Origin of the sequence: Nitrobacter winogradskyi, from assembly GCF_006539545.1 — a bacterium.
Lineage (GTDB): Bacteria > Pseudomonadota > Alphaproteobacteria > Rhizobiales > Xanthobacteraceae > Nitrobacter > Nitrobacter winogradskyi_A.
Window position 1 is genome coordinate 1 of record NZ_BJNF01000060.1, and the last position, 20789, is coordinate 20789.

Here is a 20789-nt window from a genome sequence, read left to right on the forward strand (position 1 = left end):
CAAGCGAAGTGGACGCCGGTTCGCGTGACGAAAACGCGTCAAATCAAAATCTGAGAGCCTCGCTTCTGATTCCGTCAGAAACGAAAGGGCTCTAATTCAGCGGAAGAGTGAATTCCGGACCGGCGTACGTCGCAAGCCGTCCGGAATGACGAAGAACTGGCGCCCTACTTCAGGCTTAGCGCCACGAACCGCAGTTCGCCGGCGCCGTTCGACACCATCAACAGCACCGCCTTCTTGCCGTCCTTCTTCAACTGATCGATGCGCTTGCGGATATCGGACGCGCTGTTCACGGCTTCCTGCGCCACCTCGACGACGACGTCGCCGGCACTGAGCCGCTTCTCGGCGGCGTCGGAATCCGCTTCCACCTCGGTGATGATGACGCCTTTGACGTTGTCCTTGATCTTGTAGCGCGCGCGCAGGTCCTTGCTGAGCGTGGCGAGATCGAGGCCGAGCGCCTTTTGCGTGACGGGCTTGTCGTCATCCTCCGGCTTGGTCTTGATCGAGACGGGTATGGCCTTGTCGCTGTCGTCGAGACGTCCCAGCGTCACCTTCTTGGTCTCTTCCTTGCCCTTGCGGATGACCACGACGCTGACGGTCTTGCCCACCGCCGTGTCGGCGACCATGCGCGACAGATCTTTCGGCTCCTTGATGTCCTTGCCGTCGAAAGCGATGACGACATCGCCGGGTTCAATGCCGGCAGGCTTGGCCGGCCCCTTATCCTCCACGCCGGCAACCAGCGCTCCGCGAGCCGGTTTAATGTTGAGGCTGTCGGCGATTTCGTCGGTCACCTGCTGAATGCGGACTCCGAGCCAACCGCGACGCAACTCGCCAAATTTCCGCAATTGATCGACAACGCCCGCTACCGTCTTCGACGGCACCGCGAAACCGATACCGATCGAGCCGCCGGATGGCGAGATGATCAGCGTATTCACTCCCACGACCTCGCCCTCAAGGTTGAACAGCGGGCCGCCGGAGTTGCCGCGATTGATGGCGGCGTCAGTCTGGATGTAGCTGTCATAAGGACCGTTATTGATGTCGCGGTTGCGCGCCGAGACGATGCCGGCGGAAACGGAGCCGCCCAGACTGAAAGGATTGCCGATCGCGATCACCCATTCGCCGAGCCGCAACTTGTCGGAATCGCCGAACTTGACGGCCGTCAGCGGATGTGGCGGCTTGAACTTCAGCACCGCGAGATCGGTTTTCTTGTCGACCCCGACGGTCTCGGCCTTGACCTTGGTGCCGTCATTCAGAATGACGTTGATTTCATCGGAATCGGCGATGACGTGATTATTGGTGACCACAATTCCGGCGGCATCGACGATGAATCCGGAGCCGAGCGAGTTTGTCTTGTGCGTCTGCAGGCCGTCACTCTTGCCGCCACGGCGATTCTTGAAGAAGTCGTCGAAGAACTCCTCAAACGGTGATCCCGGCGGAAGCTGTGGAATGACGCGGCGGCCCTCGCCGCTCTTGGCTTCCACCTTCTGGGTCGTCGAGATGTTGACCACCGCGTCGATCACCTTTTCCGCCACGTCGGCGATGCCATCGGGACCGCGGGCCAGCGCCGGCGCGGCTACCACGGCGCTCGCGACGCTGAGACAAAACGCGCTCAGAAGGAAACGCCGGCGAAGACTCAATGCTTGAATCGCTCGGGTCATGTTGCGGGTCTCTCCTGAAAAAGCATATTGCCTACAGCGTTTTCGAGCGAAGCATGTCCTCGGGCCTGACCCAAGGATGGAATCCGGTTCGCATGAAGAAAACGCGCCAAAACATAAAGAAAGATAGAGTCTTTTACTGCTTCCATGAAACGGTGAAAGACTCTAGCGCGTATTCCGCAAAAGTGGGTACCGGTCTTGCGATCAGAATACGCGTAAGTTCTTATTGAGAGCAATTTCTTCACGCGAACCGGTTTCCACTTTGCGCTGGCGCGGCCCTTCGGGTCGGGATCATGCTCTCGCATACACTGCGCCGGACGCCTGGCCTGCGCAAGCGGCGAAAACAGCGTTCGCTGATCCGTCAAGTTCTCCGCGATTGCGGCAAAAAACCGGCGTGGCTTTCACGAATTCAGTTGCCGCGCCGAACCGCTTGCGCCTTTGCCTTCCAACTCAAGCCATGGTCGTTGATGAAGCCCGGAATCACAGGGATCACTAGTGAATGAGACAACCTGGAACCTGCGATCAGGGCAAGGAAGCTGCTGCCAGGACCGCTCCACCTAACGCCTGACCAGCCAGATCAGGATCAGGCCCGCGATGGCCGACCCGATTCCGGCTATCCGCAAAACCTGCTCCGGAGCCGCCAGCGCGCTTTCCATCGCCCTCCGCGCCCACTGCGGAGCCGCGGCGAACAGGATGCCTTCAAGCATGAAAAGAATACCGAGACCGATCAGAAAATCGGCGAAGGCGATGGAGCCCATCGAACGGCGTCTCCTAGAGCATGATCCCGACCCGAAGGGTCGCGCCAGCGCAAAGTGGAAACCGGTTTTCGGATAAGATCATGCTCGATCAAAAGTTAAGGCCGGGAGCCTGATCCAACGCAGTTGGATCAGGCTCTGGCATCGCGGTGTCGGGTCTACGGCTTCGGTGCGGAGGCCGCCGGCCGGCCGCCGATATGTCCGAAGAAACGGAAGAAGTCGGAATCCGGCTTCAGCAGGAAACGCGTGTCGGAACTCTTCAACCCGTTCTGATAGGCGCTCATCGACCGATAGAATGCAAAGAACGCCGGATCCTGATTGTAGGCCTGGGCGAAAAGCTTGTTGCGCTCGCCATCACCCTGACCGCGAATCCGCTCCGACGCCGAGTTGGCCTCGGCGATGATGACGGTCGCCTCCCGATCGGCCTTGGCCCGGATTTCCTGCGCCTTCTGACCACCCTGGGCGCGGAATTCGGCGGCTTCCCGCTGTCGCTCGGTCTGCATCCGCTGATAGATCGCCTGGCTGTTCTGTTCCGGCAGATCTGCGCGCCGGATCCGGACATCGACCACGGAGATGCCGTATCCGCTGGCCTCCTTGTCGAGTTGATCGCGGATGCGCGCCATCAGCATTTCACGCTCATCCCGCACCACCTGAATGAATGTCACCTCACCGAGAACCCGGCGCAGCGACGCGTTGAGCAGTGTCGTCAACTGGATGTTGGCGACCTGAACGGAGCCCACGCTTTGGTAGAAACGCAAGGCATCCTTGATGCGATAACGCGCGAACGCATCGACGACGAGCCGCTTCTGGTCCGACGCGATGACTTCCTGCGACGCCTGCTCGAGGTCCAGAATCCGTTTGTCGATCTCGATGACGGAATCAACGAACGGCGCCTTGAAATGCAATCCCGGCTCGGTGACGACGCGTACCGGCTCGCCCAGTCGCACCAGCAACACCTGTTCGGTCTGGCTCACGGTGAAAACAGAACTGTATCCCACCACCAGCAGGGCCAGTCCAACCAGTAGCGCGGCGATCCCTAGAACTCCGGTTTTCATCGGGCACCCCCATCCGTCCTGGCCGGCTGGTTCGCCGTCGAGCCGCTACGCCGCGATGTCAATTCGCTCAGCGGCAGGTAAGGCACAATCCCCCCGGAAGACGATGATCCCGGATCGTAGACGAGCTTATCCGCGTCGCCGAGCACGTGCTCCATAGTCTCCAGGTAGATGCGTTCGCGCGTCACGTCAGGCGCCTCCTTGTAAGCCTGGTAGACCTGCAGGAAACGCGAACTCTGACCCTTGGCTTCGGCGATGGCCTGCTCCTTGTAACCCTGGGCATTCTGCACAATCTGCGCCGCCCGGCCTCGCGAATCGGGAACGACACGATTGGCGTAAGTCTGGGCTTCGTTCTGCAATCGCTCGAGGTCGGCACGGGCGGCCTGCACGTCGCGGAAGGAATCGATGACTTGAGCGGGTGGATCGACCTTCTGCATCTGTACCTGCTGAATCAGAACCCCCGCTCCATATTGATCCAGGGTTTTCTGCATCAGCTCGTGGACCGATGCTTCAATCTTGGTTCGCTCAGAGGTCAGAATCGGCTGAATATCCGAACGCCCGACCCACTCGCGCATGGCGCTTTCGGCCACCGCCTTGACGGTGCCTTCCGGATTCTGGATGTTGAACAGGAAGTCACCCACCCCGTCCGGCTTGATCCGCCACAACACGGTGAAATCGACGTCGACGATGTTTTCGTCGCCCGTCAGCATGAGGCTTTCCTCGGGCACATCGCGCATCGTGCTGGTGCTGCGGGCCGAGTCCTGAACCAGCGTCAAACCGATATTGAGGGTCGAGACGCGCAGCGCCTTGGGCAGCAACACGGTCTCGATCGGATACGGCAGATGATAATTGAGGCCCGGCTGCACGGTTCGCACATGCTTGCCGAACCGCAGCACCACGCCGAGTTCTTCAGACTGCACACGGAAAAAGCCGGACATGCCCCAGATCGCCACTGCGCCGATCAGGATCAGCAAAATCCCCATGCCGCTCAGATGCCCCCCCGGCAACAGTTGCCGGATCCGCTCCTGAGCGCGACGCAACAGATCCTCAAGATCCGGTGGCTTGGGCCCAGTCGGCTGCGGGCCGGCTCCCCAAGGCCCTTTCGGGCCCGGACCCCATGGGCCCCCGGTCTGATTCTTCCACGGCATCGACACTCTCCTCCGCGCGGATGGGCCTTGAAGGCCTAGCCTCGCTCTGTCTATTCGACCTTATAGGGGACGCACCCGACCCTTACAACGCGGCTTGCTGGCTGAAAGCAGCTATATTCGATCAGACAAATGTCAATGCAAACATCAGCAAATGCGGTTAATGCCGGACGCGACGGCGATATGTCACATAAGAAAAATCCGCGGTGTCACCGGCGGCGGCCTTGTTTCGGCAGCGGGTGATTTCGTCCCATACTGACGGATCGACCGGCTGAAAAACTGTGTCGCCATCGACTACGGCATGAACCTCGGTCACTTCGAGGCGATCGGCTACAGGCATGAACGCGGCAAAAATTTCGGCCCCGCCGATCACCGCGATCTCAGCCACTGAACGCCGCAGGGCGTCTCCCTTCGCGATGACGAGCGCGTCGGTCAGCGAGCGCGTCACCAACGCTCCCACCGCGGTAAAGTCCGGATCGCGGGTGATGACGATGTTGGTGCGTTCCGGCAGCGGCCTGCGCAATGAGTCGAAGGTTTTGCGGCCCATCACGATCGGCTTGCCGATGGTGATCGCCTTGAAACGCTGCAGATCGGCTCTCAGCCGCCACGGGATTCCATTACGCTGACCGATGACGCCGTTCTCGGCAACCGCAACCACCAGGATTATTTCCGGACGCTGGAGGATGGTCCCGGTCATACCGCGACCTCGGCCTTGATGTGCGGATGGGGATCGTAGTTCTCGAGTTTGAAATCCTCGTAGCGGAACGCGAAGATATCCTTCACCCCGGGATTGATCGTCATCGACGGCAGCGGCCGCGTCGGCCGCGACAGTTGAAGCCGGGCCTGATCGAGATGGTTGGTATAGAGGTGCGCGTCGCCCAGGCTGTGGACGAAGTCGCCCGGCTTGAGCCCCGTGACCTGTGCGACCATCATCGTCAGCAGCGCATAGGAAGCGATATTGAAGGGCACGCCGAGGAATACGTCGGCCGAGCGCTGATAAAGCTGACATGACAGCTTCCCGCCGGCGACATAGAACTGAAACAGGCAATGGCACGGCGGCAGCGCCATCCTGTCGACGTCGGCGGGATTCCACGCACTGACGATCAGCCGCCGCGAATCGGGATTGCGCTGAATCAGGTCAATGACGTTGGCGATCTGGTCGATGCTGCGTCCGCCCGGCGCGGGCCATGAACGCCATTGCGAGCCGTATACCGGGCCGAGATCGCCATTTGCGTCAGCCCACTCGTCCCAGATCGAGACCCCGTTGTCTTTCAGATACTTGATGTTGGTCTCCCCCCTCAGGAACCAGAGCAGTTCATGCACGATCGACCTCAGGGGGAGCTTCTTGGTGGTCAACATCGGGAAGCCGGAGGCGAGATCGAAGCGCATCTGATGCCCGAAGACGGACAGCGTTCCGGTGCCGGTGCGGTCATGCTTCTCCGTACCCTCACCAAGAATTCGTTCGAGCAGATCGTGATACTGATTCATACTAGTGGTCCGATTCCAACCTTCGCATCCCGTTTCAGCGTGCCTTCTTGCGAATGTTAGAATCGAAGGACCACTAGCAAATATAAGCTCCTAGTGGAGTTTTGAATTTGACATTCGCATCCGCGACGCGCAGCCGAATGGGTCGCGAATGTCAAATTCACTCCACTAGTGGCGCTATCGGGCGATGAACTTGAAGCATCTTCCGCCGAAGCGGATGGCCTGCTCGCCGCAAGAAAATGCGATCAAACAATACTTCCGGCGCATGGTCCAATCAACTTGATCGGATCATGCTCCAGCGTCGGATCGAGGGCTGACAGCGCCGCCCGCCCCTTATGCCCCGGAAACCGGATCACCGCGGCGGAAAAAGTGCCGTCAGACACCCCTTTTTTCCTCGCGCGGTGCGGACTATATTGAAGACGCCGGTTCGCCGGCTATGGAAATAAATGGCCGCCGCAATAAACCATTCGGACCCGGGGGCAGTACCCGGCGCCTCCACCAGAGCCCGAACATGGCTGAATCGGGTTCCGGCGGGGGCGAAACAGGATCGACGAGGGCGTAAAGGGCTCGCTTTTTCCCGGTATGGTTCCGCCGTTATCGGGCTATGCAATAGTTGCAAACGACAACTATGCTCCGGTTGCTCAGGCTGCGTAACGCAGTTTGAAAGACCACTCTGAAGTCCTGACGGGTTAAGCTCCGTCAGGCGGGGTCCGGAGGCACCTGGCAACAGAAGCCTCCACCTTTATCCGTTCACCTATACATTCACCGCTTCAACCAACTCGCGACGAGAAATTCACCGGCCGACCGCAACCGCTGCTGACCCGGCAAGATCGCAGGAGTATCATCCGCGGGCGGTGCGAGTCGGCCTCAGACGCTCGCGGCGATTTCCGCGACTCTGCCGAGGTGATGAGACCCAATCGATGCCAACCGATCACATCCGCTACGATTTGCTGACAAGCGACGCCATGCGCGGTGTCCTGCGCCGCGTGCTGACAGACGCCGCCGAGCGCGGTCTGCCGGGCGAGCACCACTTTTTCATCACCTTCAAATCGAAGGCCGATGGCGTGACGATATCGTCCCGTCTTCTGACGCAGTATCCCGAGGAGATGACCATCATTCTCCAGCATCAGTTCTGGGATCTGACAGTGACCGAGGATCACTTCGAAGTCGGCCTCTCGTTCGGCGGGGTGCCGGAGCGCCTCGTGGTTCCCTTCAACGCGATCAAGAGCTTCTTCGACCCATCGGTACAGTTCGGATTGCAGTTTGAGCCGACTGAGGCAGGGGAAGCCCAGGCGGAGAAAGCCGAGACCGAGGAGACCAGCACGAGCGAGCCATCGACCGCGTCCTCCCCGACAGCGCTGGCCGTTCCGGCCGATCCTTCCCAATCCGCAGCGGCCGAAAGCGAGGACAAATCCAAACCTGGCCAGGGCGCCGAGGTTGTCAGACTGGACCGCTTCCGCAAGAAGTAACGGGGTTGCCTGCGCCCGATCTTCCTTTCAAGGGGGTGAGGATGGGGGCTGCGTCCGGCCGCGACATGAACATAACGGACTGAGCCATGGCCACGTCATCACGCACGGCGAAAACGCGCACGGAGACCGACAGCTTCGGCGCCATCGAAGTTCAGGCCGACCGCTACTGGGGAGCCCAGACCGAACGCAGCCGGCAGAATTTCCGCATTGGAGAAGACCGGATGCCGATGCCGCTGATCAAAGCGCTCGGCATCGTCAAGCTGGCGGCGGCGCAAACCAATCAGGAGCTTGGCCTGCTCGACCACCGGCGCGCGAAAACAATCATTCGCGCGGCGCGCGAAGTGATCGAGGGCAAGCTCGATGATCATTTTCCGCTCGTGGTCTGGCAGACGGGGTCAGGCACGCAGACCAACATGAACCTCAACGAGGTCATCGCCAACCGCGCCAACGAGCTGCTCGGCGGCAAGCTCGGCGACAAGAAACCTGTTCATCCGAACGACCACGTCAATATGAGCCAGTCGTCGAACGATACGTTCCCGACGGCGATGCATATCGCGGCGGCTCATGGCATCGTGTCCGATCTCGTCCCGGCGCTGGCCGCCCTGCTCAAGACGCTGCGCGAGAAGGAAAAGGCGTTCGCGCCTATCGTCAAGATAGGACGGACCCATACCCAGGATGCAACCCCGCTGACGCTCGGCCAGGAATTCTCCGGCTATGCGGCGCAGATCGAGAGCGGCCTGGCGCGCCTTCGCACCGCGCTGAACGACCTCTATCCGCTGGCGCAAGGTGGGACCGCGGTGGGGACCGGGCTCAACACGAAGCCAAGATTTGCAAAACTGTTTGCGAGGAACGCAGCTCTGCTCGCAAAACTCCCTTTCAAGAGCGCTCCCAACAAGTTTGAAGCCCTCGCTTCAAACGACGCCTATGTTTTCGCCCACGGCGCGATCAATGCCGTCGCAACGGGTCTGTTCAAGATCGCGAACGATATCCGCTTTCTGGGATCCGGACCTCGTTCCGGTCTCGGCGAACTGATCCTTCCCGAGAACGAACCCGGATCGTCCATCATGCCGGGGAAGGTCAATCCCACTCAGTGCGAAGCGATAACCATGGTCTGCTGTCGGGTTTTCGGAAATCACACGACCATGACCGTGGCCGGCAGTCAGGGGCATTTCGAGCTCAACGTCTACAAGCCGGTCCTGGCTTATTGCATGATCGATTCCATACAATTGCTCGCCGACGCCACGCGCTCATTCACTGAACACTGCATCAAGGGCGTCCGTGCCGACGAGCAGCGGATCAGCGAATTGATGCAACGCTCGCTGATGCTGGTCACCGCGCTCGCACCGAAGATCGGCTACGATAACGCGGCGAAGGTCGCCAAGGCCGCCCATGATCGCGGAACAACATTGAAGGAGGAGGCTCAGCGGCTCGGCTTTGTTACGGCTGCGGAGTTCGACCGACTGGTGCAACCCAGCAAAATGACGCGGCCGGGATAATGATCGGCGGCGCTTCCATGCTTCGGTCATTCTAGAGTTTCTGTAAGCGGCGACGATCGTCTGATGATCAGCTTTTCGTGAACAGCTATATACTAATATCGTCGGACAGCTTAGACACTCCTCGCGCCCTGCTGCGGCGTATCATGATCCATCACGAATTATAGCCGTTTTGGCGGAATGAATTTTTGATTTTTGTAGCGACGCGTTCCCGGCATTTTAGACAGCGGAATTGATCATGGGGGATGTGATTAACCTGAACAAGCGCAGGAAGCGCGCTGAACGCGTACGGGCGGACGTCATCGCCGACGCCAATCGAGTACGCTTCGGCCGCACCAAAGCTGAGCGCGATCTTTCAAAGCAGCGAAAAATGCGAGAGCTAAGTTTGCTCGATCAACATCGCATCGACGGCGAGGACGCATCATGAAATCGCCGGTCGTGAAACGATCGATCGTGGTTGCCGGTCACAAGACCAGCGTAAGCCTCGAGGAAGCATTCTGGAACGGGATGAAGGAAATTTCGGGTCACCGTGACATGACCCTGTCCGAACTCGTCGGCGAGATCGACAGCAACCGTCAACAGGGCAACCTCTCCTCGGCGATCCGCCTCTTTGTTCTGGACTACTTCCGAAGCCGCGCGACGACGTCCGGACCCGAAAACAGTCCCAGCCTCGGATAGCAGGCATCAACTTCCGCGGAACATCGAATCAAGTCCCGTCCGCGTGTCTGCGCATACCGGCGTCACGATAGTGAGTGTCGGGCCGGAGCTTCTGATCAGAAGTGAAGCTTTGTGATTCTGGTTTAACCCGTTTTCTTCGCGCGAACCGGCACCGCTTCGCTCGAAGACACCAATAGGTTGTTTCCCGAATATCGGTGTCCGGTACTTTCAGCTACTATGTACCTGCGCCTTGATGATCCACCATCGCGCCGATCAGAGGTGGGCCGCAGGATCACCCGCGTGCCTGCGGTCCACCGACGATCAACAGCGCCGTTTTCGCAGTCAGACCGAACAAGACGTCCGGTGAGATATCATCGTGCGCCGATGATGAGGCTTGCCGAACACAGAGGAAGTCAATCATGCACAACGACGAAAGCGGCGACCGCCGCGGAGAGCCGGAACTGTTGCGCGAATATGCCGTCGTCAAACGGTCGGTGGTCGTCGGCGGCCACAAGACCAGCGTGAGCCTCGAAGACGCGTTCTGGACAAGCCTGAAGGATATCGCGACACGACAGGGCATAACCCTTTCCACGCAGATTGCCTCGATCGACACCAATCGCAGGACCAGCAATTTGTCTTCGGCGATCCGTCTGTATGTCCTGGAGCATTTTCGCATGCGAGCGACAAGCACCCTGTTCATCGGCGAACGTCAGACACCGTCCGCACAGCACGCGTCGTTTGGCCCGAAGTAACTCCTGGTGCATTCAGTTCCAAGTAAATCATACCGAAGCGCCGGCCATGGACGCTCGCTTCCGATTGAATCAGGGCATTTCCAGCGCTTTTAGCCTCAGTGCTGGCGCACCGGCCCGGGCGCCACGAGCTGCGTCTCCACCGGCAAGCGCGAAACCGGCGGCGGCGGCGCCACGCGGGATGCATGGGCGGCGGCGACCGGACGCGGAAACGGTAGCGGAACAGTCATCCCACGTCTTGCCGCGAATCGCCGGGGATCCCGCTTTGGTACTGGCGCATGCGTAACAGGCGCAACATCGGTCGACAGCACAGGATCAGAAACGTCGGACGGCTCCGCCTGACGTGACGCCGGCGCCGGCGCCGACGAAATCACCGGAGGCTGCTCCAGGCTTTGCTCGATCGAATCGAGTCGGCGGGTTTCTCGATCGATCGACCTCAGTGCGAGCCATGAAGACAACGCCGCGACGTCGATGGTGCGGTTGATCGCGTGGGGCGGTCCCACCGCGAATATCTGAACTTCCGGACGATCGTTCCCGGACCCAACCGAGGTCGAGACAAGCCCGGCGCGGATATCGACCTGATCCGCCTTGATGTCATAGCCGCCCGAAACGATTGCCTGTGCTCCCTCGCCGTCCAGCGGCGTCGGGCTGACACGCACGCGGCCATCCCTCACCGTGAATGGAATTTGCGCCGATGCAACCGACAGCGGAGCAACGGACAAAGATTGCTCTACGATCCTCTGCAACCTGGCATCGTCCTCTCCCCGCTCGACGCCGCTATTGATGGCAACGTCGAACGAGTGCGGATCGAGCCCTGAAATCCGCGCGCGATCGAGCGTGATCACCCCGTCGCCGGACAGCGCCCCCACCATCGCGGATGCGCTGCGGCCCTGGCTGGCGAGCGTGATGCGGGCTGATGTGCGGCCGGCAGGCATCGCCAGCGCACCGTATCGCAATGACGAGCCCTCGACGTTGGTGAGTTGAATGCCCGCATTCAGGGCCACGCCTTCGGCGGTCTGCCGAATATCGAGGTTTGCCGTGGCATCACCGTCACCGATTTTCCCCTTCAACGTATCGAACGTCAGGGAATGTTCATCCCCTTTGATGACGCCGCTGAAGGGCCTCAACTCAACATCTCCGGGCAGTACGCCGCGCAGCGACGCGAACGTGAGATGAGCGCGCCAACCTTCCGACAGGCCGACGCGCGACGGATCGGCCGGGTCACGTCCCGCAAAGCCGGCTGCAAGTCCGAACATGGTCGCCACATCGAGCGTGTTGATTCCGATTTCACCTTCCAGGTGATTTTCGCTTCCCAGATTGACCGTAACGTGTCCACGCATACGCGAACCGGCTACCGCGCTATCGAGGTCGCTGAAGATCAATTTGCTGCCAGCCAGCGTGACATGGGACGATAGCCTGACCTTCCGGGCGTCAGGATCGGATGGCTGAAGATTGAGCAGCGGCTTGAAATCGAGGTAATGGACTGTGAGATGAAGGTCGGCCTTCCGGCCCGACGACCATGGCTGCCCCGTTCCTTTTATTTCGACATCGAGATCGGCTCCCGACATCCTCGCATTCAGTCGGATCGGGGCATGCCAGGCCCCCGTCGCCGTCGTTTCCAGAACGGATGGGTTGGCGACCGCGATCACGCGGTCAAGGCCCAGCAGCATCGGCACGCCCCCGCCACGCTCCGACGTCAGCTTCGTCCGCATCGTGACCTCGCTGCGTGCCAGGGCATCGAGATCGGCGGCGCGCACCGCCGCGAGCGAAGGCGCCGAGGTCAGCGATATCGTGCCTTTCAGTCGCGGCAGATCGATCTTGAGCGTGGCGCTCGCATCCGCCTTGTTCTTGTCGGCTTGGCTTTTACCAATGTCGAGCGTGAGGTGAAGACCGGCTGCCTCCGCATCCGCCGGCAACGCCGCGAGGCGCGCCGCAACGCCCGGTGCGAACGGAGCAATCACGCCGGCCATCGGCGCAATCGACTCCGATGTCGCATCTAACGATAACTGTCCGGTCGTATTGACGCGGTCGAATGAGCCCGCGCCATCGATCTGGAGACCGCCGGAGGAGCCGACTTTCAATTGTTCGAGCGCGACAGCCGTTGGTCCGTAGTTCAGTTCGGCGATCAGCGGATGCAGTTCCTGTCCCGCCGATATCGCACGATCAATATTCAACGAGAGGCGTCCCTCGTCAGGCCACCCGCCTCGCAACGCCGAGGCCGCGCTCACCAGACTCGCCGCGGCATCGAGATCGAAACGGCGGGCTTTGAGCTCAACGTCGGCTCGCGTACCGCTCTCCGCCGTCGAATCGACAAACGCCAGCCTCCCTTCGATGCTGCCACCCTCTGTATCGGCCTTGAGTTGTTCGAAGACAACCCGGCCTGGATCGGCAGTCAGCTTGGTCTGTACATGCAGCGGCTTTTGGCTCCGGCGCGTGACTTCATCCTGACCTTGCAGCCATGCGATGAAAGTATCCGGATCGGACGACTCCACATCGAGCGTACCGTTGAACCGGGGCGATGGCCCGGAGTGCAGGATCTCACCGTTGACGGCCACGCGCGTGGCGCCGGGAGATTGGAATTCCAGCCGGCTGACCCTCCACGAAGCGGCGTCGCTGCGTAAGCCTGTTTCGAAATTCTGTATCGGACGGCCTCCCAGCATGATGCGGTCGGCGCTGATCCCGATGTCGGCGGCGAGCCATGGTTTCGGGATTTCTGTCAGAGAACCTTGCAATGAGCGCAACAGACTTGCAGGTGGGTCGCGATCCCCGGCAAGCAGGCGGTCGGCGTCAAGCTGAGGCGCCGACAATGCAACATGAAGCCGGGGCGATGAGCCGAAGTGTATCTCTCCTCCGCCTGTAAGCCTCAGCGCCGAATCGGCACGACCATAACCGGCCTCAACCCGATCGAGCCGCGCGCCTTTCGGATCGGCCTTTACCTTGGCCGATACACGCCATGGTCGCTGAGAGGGATCGCCCGAAAAATTCTTGCCGGCAGACTCCCCGGCGCCCGCAAGCGTCAGCGCGCCATCGAAACGCGGACTCCGCTCATCGAATGACAGGACGCCATCGACGTCGACGAACTCCGCGCGCGCCCCGGGATCGATCGTGACATGAACACGGCGGGCATCTCCGCCCCCCGCCTGCGCGAGCGAGATCTGGAAAGGATAGCGCGTTCCTGAGAACACGAAGTTGCCGTTGCCGCGCACGGACGCTCCCGATGACCGCACCTCACCGCTGAACGCGATGTCGTTCAGTTCCAAGGTGCCGCGGCTTGCAGCATCATGAATCGCCACGCGGCCGGTGAGATTCAACTGATCGATGGAAAGCGAACCGAAATTGAGCATCAGCGGCCCGTCCACCTGCCCTTTGTCATTGAGACCGAGGTCGAGCGCGACGCCGTTGACCGTCAATTCGGTTGCGCGCCACTCTCCGCGCATCAGCGAGCCCAGGCTGAATTCGATGGCGAGACTGTCCGCGCGCATCTTTCCCGGATCGTTCGGCCTTCCAACCGTCACCGACTCAAGCCGCAATGAAGGCGACGGCAGCAACCGGGCATCGAGCTTACCCTCCACCCGCACCGGCGCTCCGATCACGCGCGCCGCTTCCGTCTCGAACTGCGACCGAAAACGGTTCCAGTCGATGAAATACGGCCCGACCAGCGCGGCGAAGAGCGCAACGATAAGTGTGATTGCAAGGCCGAGCAGTGTCGTCTGCACGGTGTCCCCCTCTGACCATTCCGGCGAATTGAGTCCGCTCAGCAAGCGTGATGGCGCTTTGCGCATGTCGCGAGGCAGGCTGAAACAAATGCCGCACCCTTATACTAATAGCAACTATGGCAAAGTCGCAGCGAAGGCGGATAGACGCTTCCCTGGAAAGAGCGAAAAAGATCGGGACAAATCTGCAACGATGGAAGCTCTATGAAAAAGAGCGAGCCGTCTTACCGTCGCCCGCTGCAGGAAATTCCAGCCGTGGGTATCTCCAAGCTATCGTGGAGTACAGCACCGTCTTGCGGGCCCGAGGGCACGGGGAAGCAGATCGCCATGCCCTCGGATATTTCCTTACACGCTACACGCGGTTCCGTCCGCGCAAAAAGCCGATCACCGCCGAAACCACAATCAGGATGAGCGCAATGAAGAAGATGATCTTGGCGATTTCGATGGAGGCGCCCGCGATTCCTCCAAAGCCCAGAATGCCGGCTATCAATGCAATAACCAGGAACGTCACCACCCAGTTCAACATGATTTGGTCTCCGTTTTCGGCGCGCTTTGCGCGTTGACTGAAAAATCAATCCGTCACGGGAACAATGGTTCCGTCATGGTCGTGTTCGAGAAAAAATCTGGAAGATAAGCGGTTCTGGGGAACAAAACATCGAGAGCGATGCGATGATTCATTGGCCGGGAGGCTAAAAAGCCGCTACCAAGCGCGTTCGCCCTATATATTTCTTCATCCTTGCCAAGAGGGCTCCCCTTCGCCGGCCGGCAGTGCCATCGTTAGGGAAAGACGATTCGCATGACCGAGCCGAACAGACTGATCCATACCAACGTTTCCGCGCACCAGCCTGCCGCCGGCGGCATCGCTGCGCGCGCGCGCGCCGCGGCAGCGCCACGATACCTGAGCGGGCTCAATCCGGAGCAGCGCGAGGCCGTGGAAACGCTGGACGGACCGGTTCTGGTGCTGGCCGGCGCGGGCACAGGCAAGACCCGCGTGCTGACGACCCGCATTGCGCATATCCTCAGCCAGGGCCGCGCCCGCCCCGGCGAAATCCTGTCGGTCACCTTCACCAACAAGGCCGCCCGCGAGATGAAGCATCGTCTCGGACAGATGCTCGGGGAGGCCGTCGAAGGCATGCCGTGGCTTGGCACCTTTCATTCCATTGCAGGCCGGATCCTGCGCGTTCATGCCGAGCTGGTGCAGCTCAAATCCAACTTCACGATTCTCGATGTCGACGACCAGATCCGTCTGCTCAAACAGCTTCTGCAGGCCGACAACATCGACGACAAGCGCTGGCCCGCGCGGATGCTGGCCGGGTTGATCGACGGCTGGAAGAACCGCGGCCTGACGCCCGCGCAGGTGCCGTCGGGCGAAGCCTCCGTCTTCGGCAACGGTCGGGGCGGCAAGCTTTACACCGCCTACCAGGCACGGTTGAAAATCCTCAATGCCGCGGACTTCGGTGATCTGCTGCTGGAGAACATCCGGCTGTTCCGCGAGCATCCGGACGTGCTGCGGCAATACCAGAACCGCTTCAAGTTCATCCTTGTCGACGAATATCAGGACACCAACGTTGCCCAGTATCTATGGCTGCGATTGCTGTCCCAGGCGCCGCCGTCATCCCACGCGCTGTTTCCCGCTCCCGTCGCGGCGGAAGGTCCGGACCCGCGCACGGCTCGATCCCGAAACATCTGCTGCGTCGGCGACGACGACCAGTCGATCTACGGCTGGCGCGGCGCCGAGGTGGATAACATCCTGCGGTTCGAGCACGATTTTCCTGGCGCGAAGGTGATTCGACTGGAGCGCAACTATCGCTCGACCGGCCATATTCTCGCCGCCGCCTCGCACCTGATCGCGCATAACGAAGACCGGCTCGGCAAGACGTTACGAACCGAGGATGTCGACGGCGAGAAGGTCACCGTCACCGGCTCCTGGGACTCTGAGGAGGAAGCCCGCACCATCGGCGAGGAAATCGAACAGCTCCAGCGCGCCGGCGAAAGGCTGAACGAGATCGCAATTCTGGTGCGCGCCTCATTCCAGATGCGCGAGTTCGAAGACCGCTTTGTCACGCTTGGCCTGCCCTATCGCGTCATCGGTGGCCCACGCTTCTACGAGCGCGCCGAGATTCGTGACGCGCTCGCCTATCTGCGCCTCATCAACTCGCCGGCCGATGACCTTGCCTTCGAACGCATCGTCAACTTGCCTAAACGCGGTCTGGGCGACGCCACCGTCAAGATGCTGCACGAGATCGCGCGAAAGCGGCAGATCCCGCTCAGCGAAGCCGCCCGCGCCGTTGTCGAAACCGACGAAATGAAACCGAAAGCGCGCGGATCGCTACGCGCTTTGCTGGAGAGCTTCGACCGCTGGCGTGTCCAGCGTGAGTCCATGCGGCATACCGAGCTTGCCGAGATCGTGCTGGACGAGAGCGGCTACACCGAAATGTGGCAGAAGGATCGCTCAGCCGACGCCGCGGGGCGGCTCGAGAACCTGAAAGAGCTGATACGCTCGATGGATGAGTTCGAGAATCTGCAAGGCTTTCTCGAGCATATATCCCTGGTGATGGACCGCGACGGTGGCGCGGACGAGGATGCCGTCTCGGTGATGACGCTGCATTCCGCGAAGGGACTCGAATTCGATACCGTTTTTCTGCCCGGCTGGGAGGAAGGTCTGTTTCCCCATCAGCGTGCGCTGGATGAGCAGGGACGCTCCGGGCTCGAAGAAGAGCGCCGCCTCGCGCATGTCGGCCTGACCCGGGCGCGCCGTCGCGCGAAACTTTACTTCGCCACCAATCGCCGCATCCACGGCTCGTGGTCGACCACGATTCCGTCCCGCTTTCTCGACGAACTGCCGGCGGACAATGTGGAGATCACGGAATCCAAGGGTGGTTCGGGCTGGGGCGGAACGGGCGGTTACGGCCCCTCGCGTTTCGACAACATCGATTCCTTCGGTTCGAGCTATGCGACTCCAGGCTGGCAACGCGCGCAGGCCAATCGCGGCCGGGGCGGGTTCAATGAGGCCGGAACACCCTATAATGCAAGCCGATCGACGTCGAAGCGCGCGCCGGTAATCATTGAAGGAGAATTGATCGCACGATCCACAGGCTCGGATTCCGGCTTCTCATTGGGCGACCGTGTTTTTCATCAGAAGTTCGGCTACGGGAAAGTCGCGCGTATCGATGGCAACAAGCTGACCATCACCTTTGAAAAAGCCGGCGAAAAAAAGGTGGTCGATAGCTTCGTCGAGCGGGTGTAACCGAATTGCGAACCACCGCCTGCGCTCCTATCTGTTGACCTGCATTCTCCATCGTCCCGCCATTCCGCCGCGATATCATTTCTCTCCTCGTTCCTCTCCACCCGCTTACAGCGTATCAAGCCTCGCATGTCGTCCATGATATCCATTTCCGGTTTGTCGAAGGCTTACGCGTCCGGCTTCGTGGCGCTGAAGAGCATCGACCTCGATATCAAGCGGGGCGAAATTTTCGCGCTGCTCGGCCCCAACGGCGCCGGCAAGACAACGCTCATCAGCATCATCTGCGGCATCACCAATCCGTCCGCCGGTCAGGTGCTGGTCAACGGTCGGGATATCCGCCGCGACTATCGGGCGACCCGCGCGATGATCGGCCTGGTTCCGCAGGAGCTGCATACCGATGCGTTCGAAACGGTCTGGGCGACCGTCAGTTTCAGCCGCGGGCTGTTCGGAAAGCCCAGAAATCCGGCTCATATCGAGAAGGTCCTGAAGGATCTCTCTTTGTGGGACAAGAAAGACAGCAAGATCGTCACGCTGTCCGGCGGCATGAAACGGCGCGTGATGATCGCGAAAGCGCTTTCGCATGAACCGCAGGTGCTGTTTCTCGACGAGCCCACGGCCGGCGTCGATGTCGAATTGCGAAAGGCGATGTGGGAGGTGGTGCGCGCGCTGCGAGCCTCGGGCGTCACGATCATTCTGACGACGCATTACATCGAGGAGGCGGAAGAAATGGCGGACCGGGTCGGCGTCATCAACAAGGGCGAGATCATTCTCGTCGATGAAAAGGCCGCACTTATGCAGAAGCTTGGGAAAAAGCGGTTGAAGCTTCATTTGCAGGGCAAGGTCGAAGCCATCCCCGCAACCTTGGCGGCTTACAATCTCGAACTTGCCACGGACGGCAGACAGGTGACCTACACCTATGACACCCGGAGTGAGCACACCGGAATCACCAGCCTGCTCGGCGATCTCCGCGCCGCCGGCATCAGGTTTTCCGATCTCGACACGACACAAAGCTCGCTGGAAGAGATCTTCGTCAGCCTGGTCAGGACCTGACATGAATTTCGGAGCCGTGCAGGCGATTTACAAGTTCGAAATGGCGCGCACCTGGCGCACGCTGCTGCAAAGCATCGTGTCGCCGGTGGTTTCGACCTCGCTCTATTTCGTGGTGTTCGGCGCGGCGATCGGATCGCGCATCACCGAGGTCGAGGGCGTCAGTTACGGCACCTTCATCGTGCCGGGGCTCATCATGCTATCCGTGCTGACGCAAAGCATCACCAATGCTTCGTTCGGCATCTACTTCCCAAAGTTCATCGGCACCATCTACGAGATACTGTCGGCGCCGGTTTCCTATTTCGAGATCATTATGGGCTATGTGGGAGCCGCCGCCACCAAATCGATCATTCTGGGACTGATCATTCTGGCCACCGCCGGCCTGTTCGTTCCGCTGCACATCCATCACCCGATCTGGATGCTGACTTTTCTGGTCCTGACCTCCGTAACATTCAGCCTGTTCGGCTTCATCATCGGCATCTGGGCCGATGGCTTCGAGAAACTGCAAATGATTCCGATGTTGATCATTACGCCGCTGACATTCCTCGGAGGCAGTTTTTATTCGATCAACATGCTGCCACCGGCATGGCAAACCGCCGCGCTGTTCAATCCCGTCGTCTATCTCATCAGCGGATTCAGGTGGAGTTTTTACGAGATCTCCGACGTGAGCTTGTCGGTCAGTATCGGCATGACGGTCGGTTTTCTGGTGATCTGCATGTTGGTCGTATGGTGGATATTTCGAACCGGCTATCGGCTGAGAAACTGATCTGTTGCGCGCAAAAAAACAGGCCACGCCGGGGTAGCCCGGACCGCGGCCTGCTGATGACGTAATCCTTATCGGCGATAGCAGTAGAAATGCCCGCGCTTCCAATAACCGCGGCATCGTTGCCCCCGGTGAGGTCCGCGATCCGGAATGCCGAGCACACCCCTGACGCCGCCGACGGCGCCACCGACGCCGGCGCCGATCGCACCGCCAATCGCGCCGCCCACCGGTCCCGCAGCGCGATTCCCCTCATAGGCGCCCTGGTTGGCGCCGCGCTCCATGCCACCGAAGACGCCCTGAGCATGCGCCTGATGCGGAATGGAAAGCAGGGCCAGCGCCGCTGCGGCGGCCGCCACCGCGATCCGCAGCCGGAAGGAAGATTCGGTCGGCAATGCCTTGGTTTTGATCCTCATCGGTATCTCTATCCCTTGAATGTTGAAGACTTGACATGACTTGGCTCGGCCGCCTCCGCCGGGCTGTGATCGCTGGATTCGCGGGGATGATAACCCGGTATCCGGCCGGAAGTTCCCCACCATTGCAATGGGCCTCAAACAACGTTCCACCCGACATTTTCTCTCGCCCGTCCTGATTGAGCCGCGTGGTGAGTTAACGATGACACAAACCCGATACTGGAAGCTCAACTGCTTTAAGCGCATATATGGCTTGGGGGACTGGTAGGCTGAACTCGAGGCCGATGAAAATGCGTAGATTTCTTGTTCCTGTCGCTGGTCTTATGCTTCTTGCCGCTGGCAGCGTCGCCGATGCGAAGGTGTCCATCCTGGTCGACAAGGACAATCAGCGGATGACCGTTTCGGTTAACGGCGTCGAGCGCCATCAATGGCCGGTTTCGAGCGGAAATCCGTCGTACGAAACTCCGAACGGCAAATTTCAAGCCTTCCGAATGGAGGCTGATCATTTCTCCAAGGAGTTCGACGACGCGCCGATGCCACACTCGATCTTCTTCACCAAGGCTGGTCACGCCATTCACGGCACGCTCTCCGAAGGCAGCCTCGGCGTGCCGGTCTCGCACGGTTGCGTACGCATCTCGCGCGCCAACGCCAGCACGTTGTTCTCTCTGGTGAAGCAAGAAGGCGTCCTCAATACCACCGTCACGCTGACCGGATCGTCGCGCGTGGCGCTGGCGCGCAATCCTCGCGGCAAGCGGAAAACCGATGTCGCCGGTCGCGATCCGGGACCGGCCTATCAATCTTACGATGCGGCCGGAAATCCCGTTGATCTGACGCCCCGACAGGTCGCCCCCGGCTGGCAACCGCAGGCGTACGTTCGCGGCGCCGACGGCTATATGTATCCGGCGGACGGCCGCTCCAATGATCCGCGCTATGCTGATCCGCGCAGTTATCGCCGCCATTACGGTGCGCAGAACGTTCCCCCGCAACGGCACTCCTATTATGGCGATCGAGTCGATGACGGCTATACGCAACCTTACCAGCCTCCGGTTTATGCGCCGCAGCCCTATCGGCCGCGAGGCCTGTTCTCTGACTTCGACGACTGACCGCTACTGATCGTCACCTCACGCAGTTACCCCCAACCTTGAAGGACGACAG

19 protein-coding genes and 1 other RNA gene are annotated in these 20789 nt (G+C 60.4%); 10 read left to right on the top strand and 10 right to left on the bottom strand.

The window, feature by feature from the left end; all coding sequences use genetic code 11:
* Positions 1 to 164: 164 nt before the first annotated feature.
* The 7 genes from NWI01_RS11480 to NWI01_RS19340 form a co-directional block, all read right to left on the bottom strand.
* Positions 165 to 1655, bottom strand: a complete 1491-nt coding sequence (locus NWI01_RS11480; RefSeq protein ID WP_141383978.1) for a Do family serine endopeptidase — start codon at positions 1653 to 1655, stop codon at positions 165 to 167.
* 554 nt (positions 1656 to 2209) lie between these two features.
* Entirely contained in the window at positions 2210 to 2410 is a 201-nt protein-coding gene (locus NWI01_RS11485; protein ID WP_141383979.1) for a DUF2065 domain-containing protein, read from the bottom strand.
* 155 nt (positions 2411 to 2565) lie between these two features.
* Positions 2566 to 3462, bottom strand: coding sequence for a protease modulator HflC (gene hflC / locus NWI01_RS11495; RefSeq protein WP_141383980.1), 897 nt, complete (start codon positions 3460 to 3462; stop codon positions 2566 to 2568).
* The gene (gene hflK / locus NWI01_RS11500) at positions 3459 to 4607 is read right to left on the bottom strand and encodes an FtsH protease activity modulator HflK (protein WP_141383981.1); all 1149 of its coding nucleotides are present in this window, start codon (positions 4605 to 4607) and stop codon (positions 3459 to 3461) included. The genes hflC and hflK overlap by 4 nt, the downstream gene beginning before the upstream one ends.
* A 157-nt stretch (positions 4608 to 4764) precedes the next feature.
* On the bottom strand, positions 4765 to 5301 hold the full coding sequence (locus NWI01_RS11505; RefSeq protein WP_141383982.1) for a dihydrofolate reductase: 537 nt from the start codon (positions 5299 to 5301) through the stop codon (positions 4765 to 4767).
* On the bottom strand, positions 5298 to 6092 hold the full coding sequence (locus NWI01_RS11510) for a thymidylate synthase (RefSeq protein ID WP_141383983.1): 795 nt from the start codon (positions 6090 to 6092) through the stop codon (positions 5298 to 5300). Before NWI01_RS11510 ends, NWI01_RS11505 begins: the two co-directional genes overlap by 4 nt.
* A gap of 242 nt (positions 6093 to 6334) precedes the next feature.
* A complete protein-coding gene (locus NWI01_RS19340; RefSeq protein WP_210242969.1) occupies positions 6335 to 6472 on the bottom strand; it encodes a hypothetical protein in 138 nt (45 codons plus the stop codon).
* Between NWI01_RS19340 and ssrA the strand changes: the two genes are divergently transcribed.
* From ssrA to NWI01_RS11540, 6 genes are all read left to right on the top strand, one after another.
* Positions 6472 to 6830, top strand: a transfer-messenger RNA (tmRNA) gene (gene ssrA / locus NWI01_RS11515). The two genes, NWI01_RS19340 and ssrA, sit on opposite strands and share 1 nt — an antisense overlap.
* A 179-nt stretch (positions 6831 to 7009) precedes the next feature.
* The gene (locus tag NWI01_RS11520; protein ID WP_141383984.1) at positions 7010 to 7558 is read left to right on the top strand and encodes an SspB family protein; all 549 of its coding nucleotides are present in this window, start codon (positions 7010 to 7012) and stop codon (positions 7556 to 7558) included.
* 86 nt (positions 7559 to 7644) lie between these two features.
* Positions 7645 to 9054, top strand: a complete 1410-nt coding sequence (gene fumC, locus NWI01_RS11525; RefSeq protein ID WP_141383985.1) for a class II fumarate hydratase — start codon at positions 7645 to 7647, stop codon at positions 9052 to 9054.
* Positions 9055 to 9289: 235 nt separating this feature from the next.
* A complete protein-coding gene (locus tag NWI01_RS11530; protein ID WP_141383986.1) occupies positions 9290 to 9478 on the top strand; it encodes a DUF4169 family protein in 189 nt (62 codons plus the stop codon).
* Positions 9475 to 9729 (top strand): ribbon-helix-helix domain-containing protein, encoded by a 255-nt coding sequence (locus NWI01_RS11535; protein WP_141383987.1) that lies wholly within the window; start codon positions 9475 to 9477, stop codon positions 9727 to 9729. Before NWI01_RS11530 ends, NWI01_RS11535 begins: the two co-directional genes overlap by 4 nt.
* 398 nt (positions 9730 to 10127) lie before the next feature.
* On the top strand, positions 10128 to 10460 hold the full coding sequence (locus NWI01_RS11540; RefSeq protein WP_141383988.1) for a ribbon-helix-helix domain-containing protein: 333 nt from the start codon (positions 10128 to 10130) through the stop codon (positions 10458 to 10460).
* A gap of 95 nt (positions 10461 to 10555) precedes the next feature.
* Here NWI01_RS11540 and NWI01_RS11545 read toward each other — a convergent pair whose 3' ends face one another.
* Together NWI01_RS11545 and NWI01_RS11550 are read right to left on the bottom strand one after the other, a co-directional pair.
* Positions 10556 to 14173, bottom strand: coding sequence for an AsmA family protein (locus NWI01_RS11545; protein ID WP_141383989.1), 3618 nt, complete (start codon positions 14171 to 14173; stop codon positions 10556 to 10558).
* 349 nt (positions 14174 to 14522) lie between these two features.
* Complete coding sequence (locus NWI01_RS11550) at positions 14523 to 14696, bottom strand: DUF1328 domain-containing protein (protein ID WP_141383990.1); 174 nt, start codon at positions 14694 to 14696, stop codon at positions 14523 to 14525.
* A 270-nt stretch (positions 14697 to 14966) separates the two neighbouring features.
* On the opposite strand from NWI01_RS11550, the gene NWI01_RS11555 reads away from it, so the two are divergent.
* From NWI01_RS11555 to NWI01_RS11565, 3 genes are all read left to right on the top strand, one after another.
* Positions 14967 to 17417: an ATP-dependent helicase gene (locus NWI01_RS11555; RefSeq protein WP_141383991.1), complete on the top strand. Its 2451-nt coding sequence runs from the start codon at positions 14967 to 14969 to the stop codon at positions 17415 to 17417.
* A 126-nt stretch (positions 17418 to 17543) separates the two neighbouring features.
* On the top strand, positions 17544 to 18464 hold the full coding sequence (locus NWI01_RS11560) for an ABC transporter ATP-binding protein (RefSeq protein WP_141383992.1): 921 nt from the start codon (positions 17544 to 17546) through the stop codon (positions 18462 to 18464).
* A 1-nt stretch (position 18465) separates the two neighbouring features.
* Positions 18466 to 19227: an ABC transporter permease gene (locus tag NWI01_RS11565; protein WP_141383993.1), complete on the top strand. Its 762-nt coding sequence runs from the start codon at positions 18466 to 18468 to the stop codon at positions 19225 to 19227.
* Between the two features lie 68 nt (positions 19228 to 19295).
* On the opposite strand, the gene NWI01_RS11570 is transcribed toward NWI01_RS11565, so the two are convergent.
* The gene (locus NWI01_RS11570) at positions 19296 to 19637 is read right to left on the bottom strand and encodes a hypothetical protein (protein WP_181410453.1); all 342 of its coding nucleotides are present in this window, start codon (positions 19635 to 19637) and stop codon (positions 19296 to 19298) included.
* A gap of 287 nt (positions 19638 to 19924) precedes the next feature.
* On the opposite strand from NWI01_RS11570, the gene NWI01_RS11575 reads away from it, so the two are divergent.
* Positions 19925 to 20737 carry a L,D-transpeptidase gene (locus NWI01_RS11575; RefSeq protein ID WP_141383994.1) on the top strand — a complete coding sequence of 271 codons (813 nt, stop codon included), beginning with the start codon at positions 19925 to 19927 and terminating at the stop codon, positions 20735 to 20737.
* Positions 20738 to 20789: the final 52 nt, after the last annotated feature.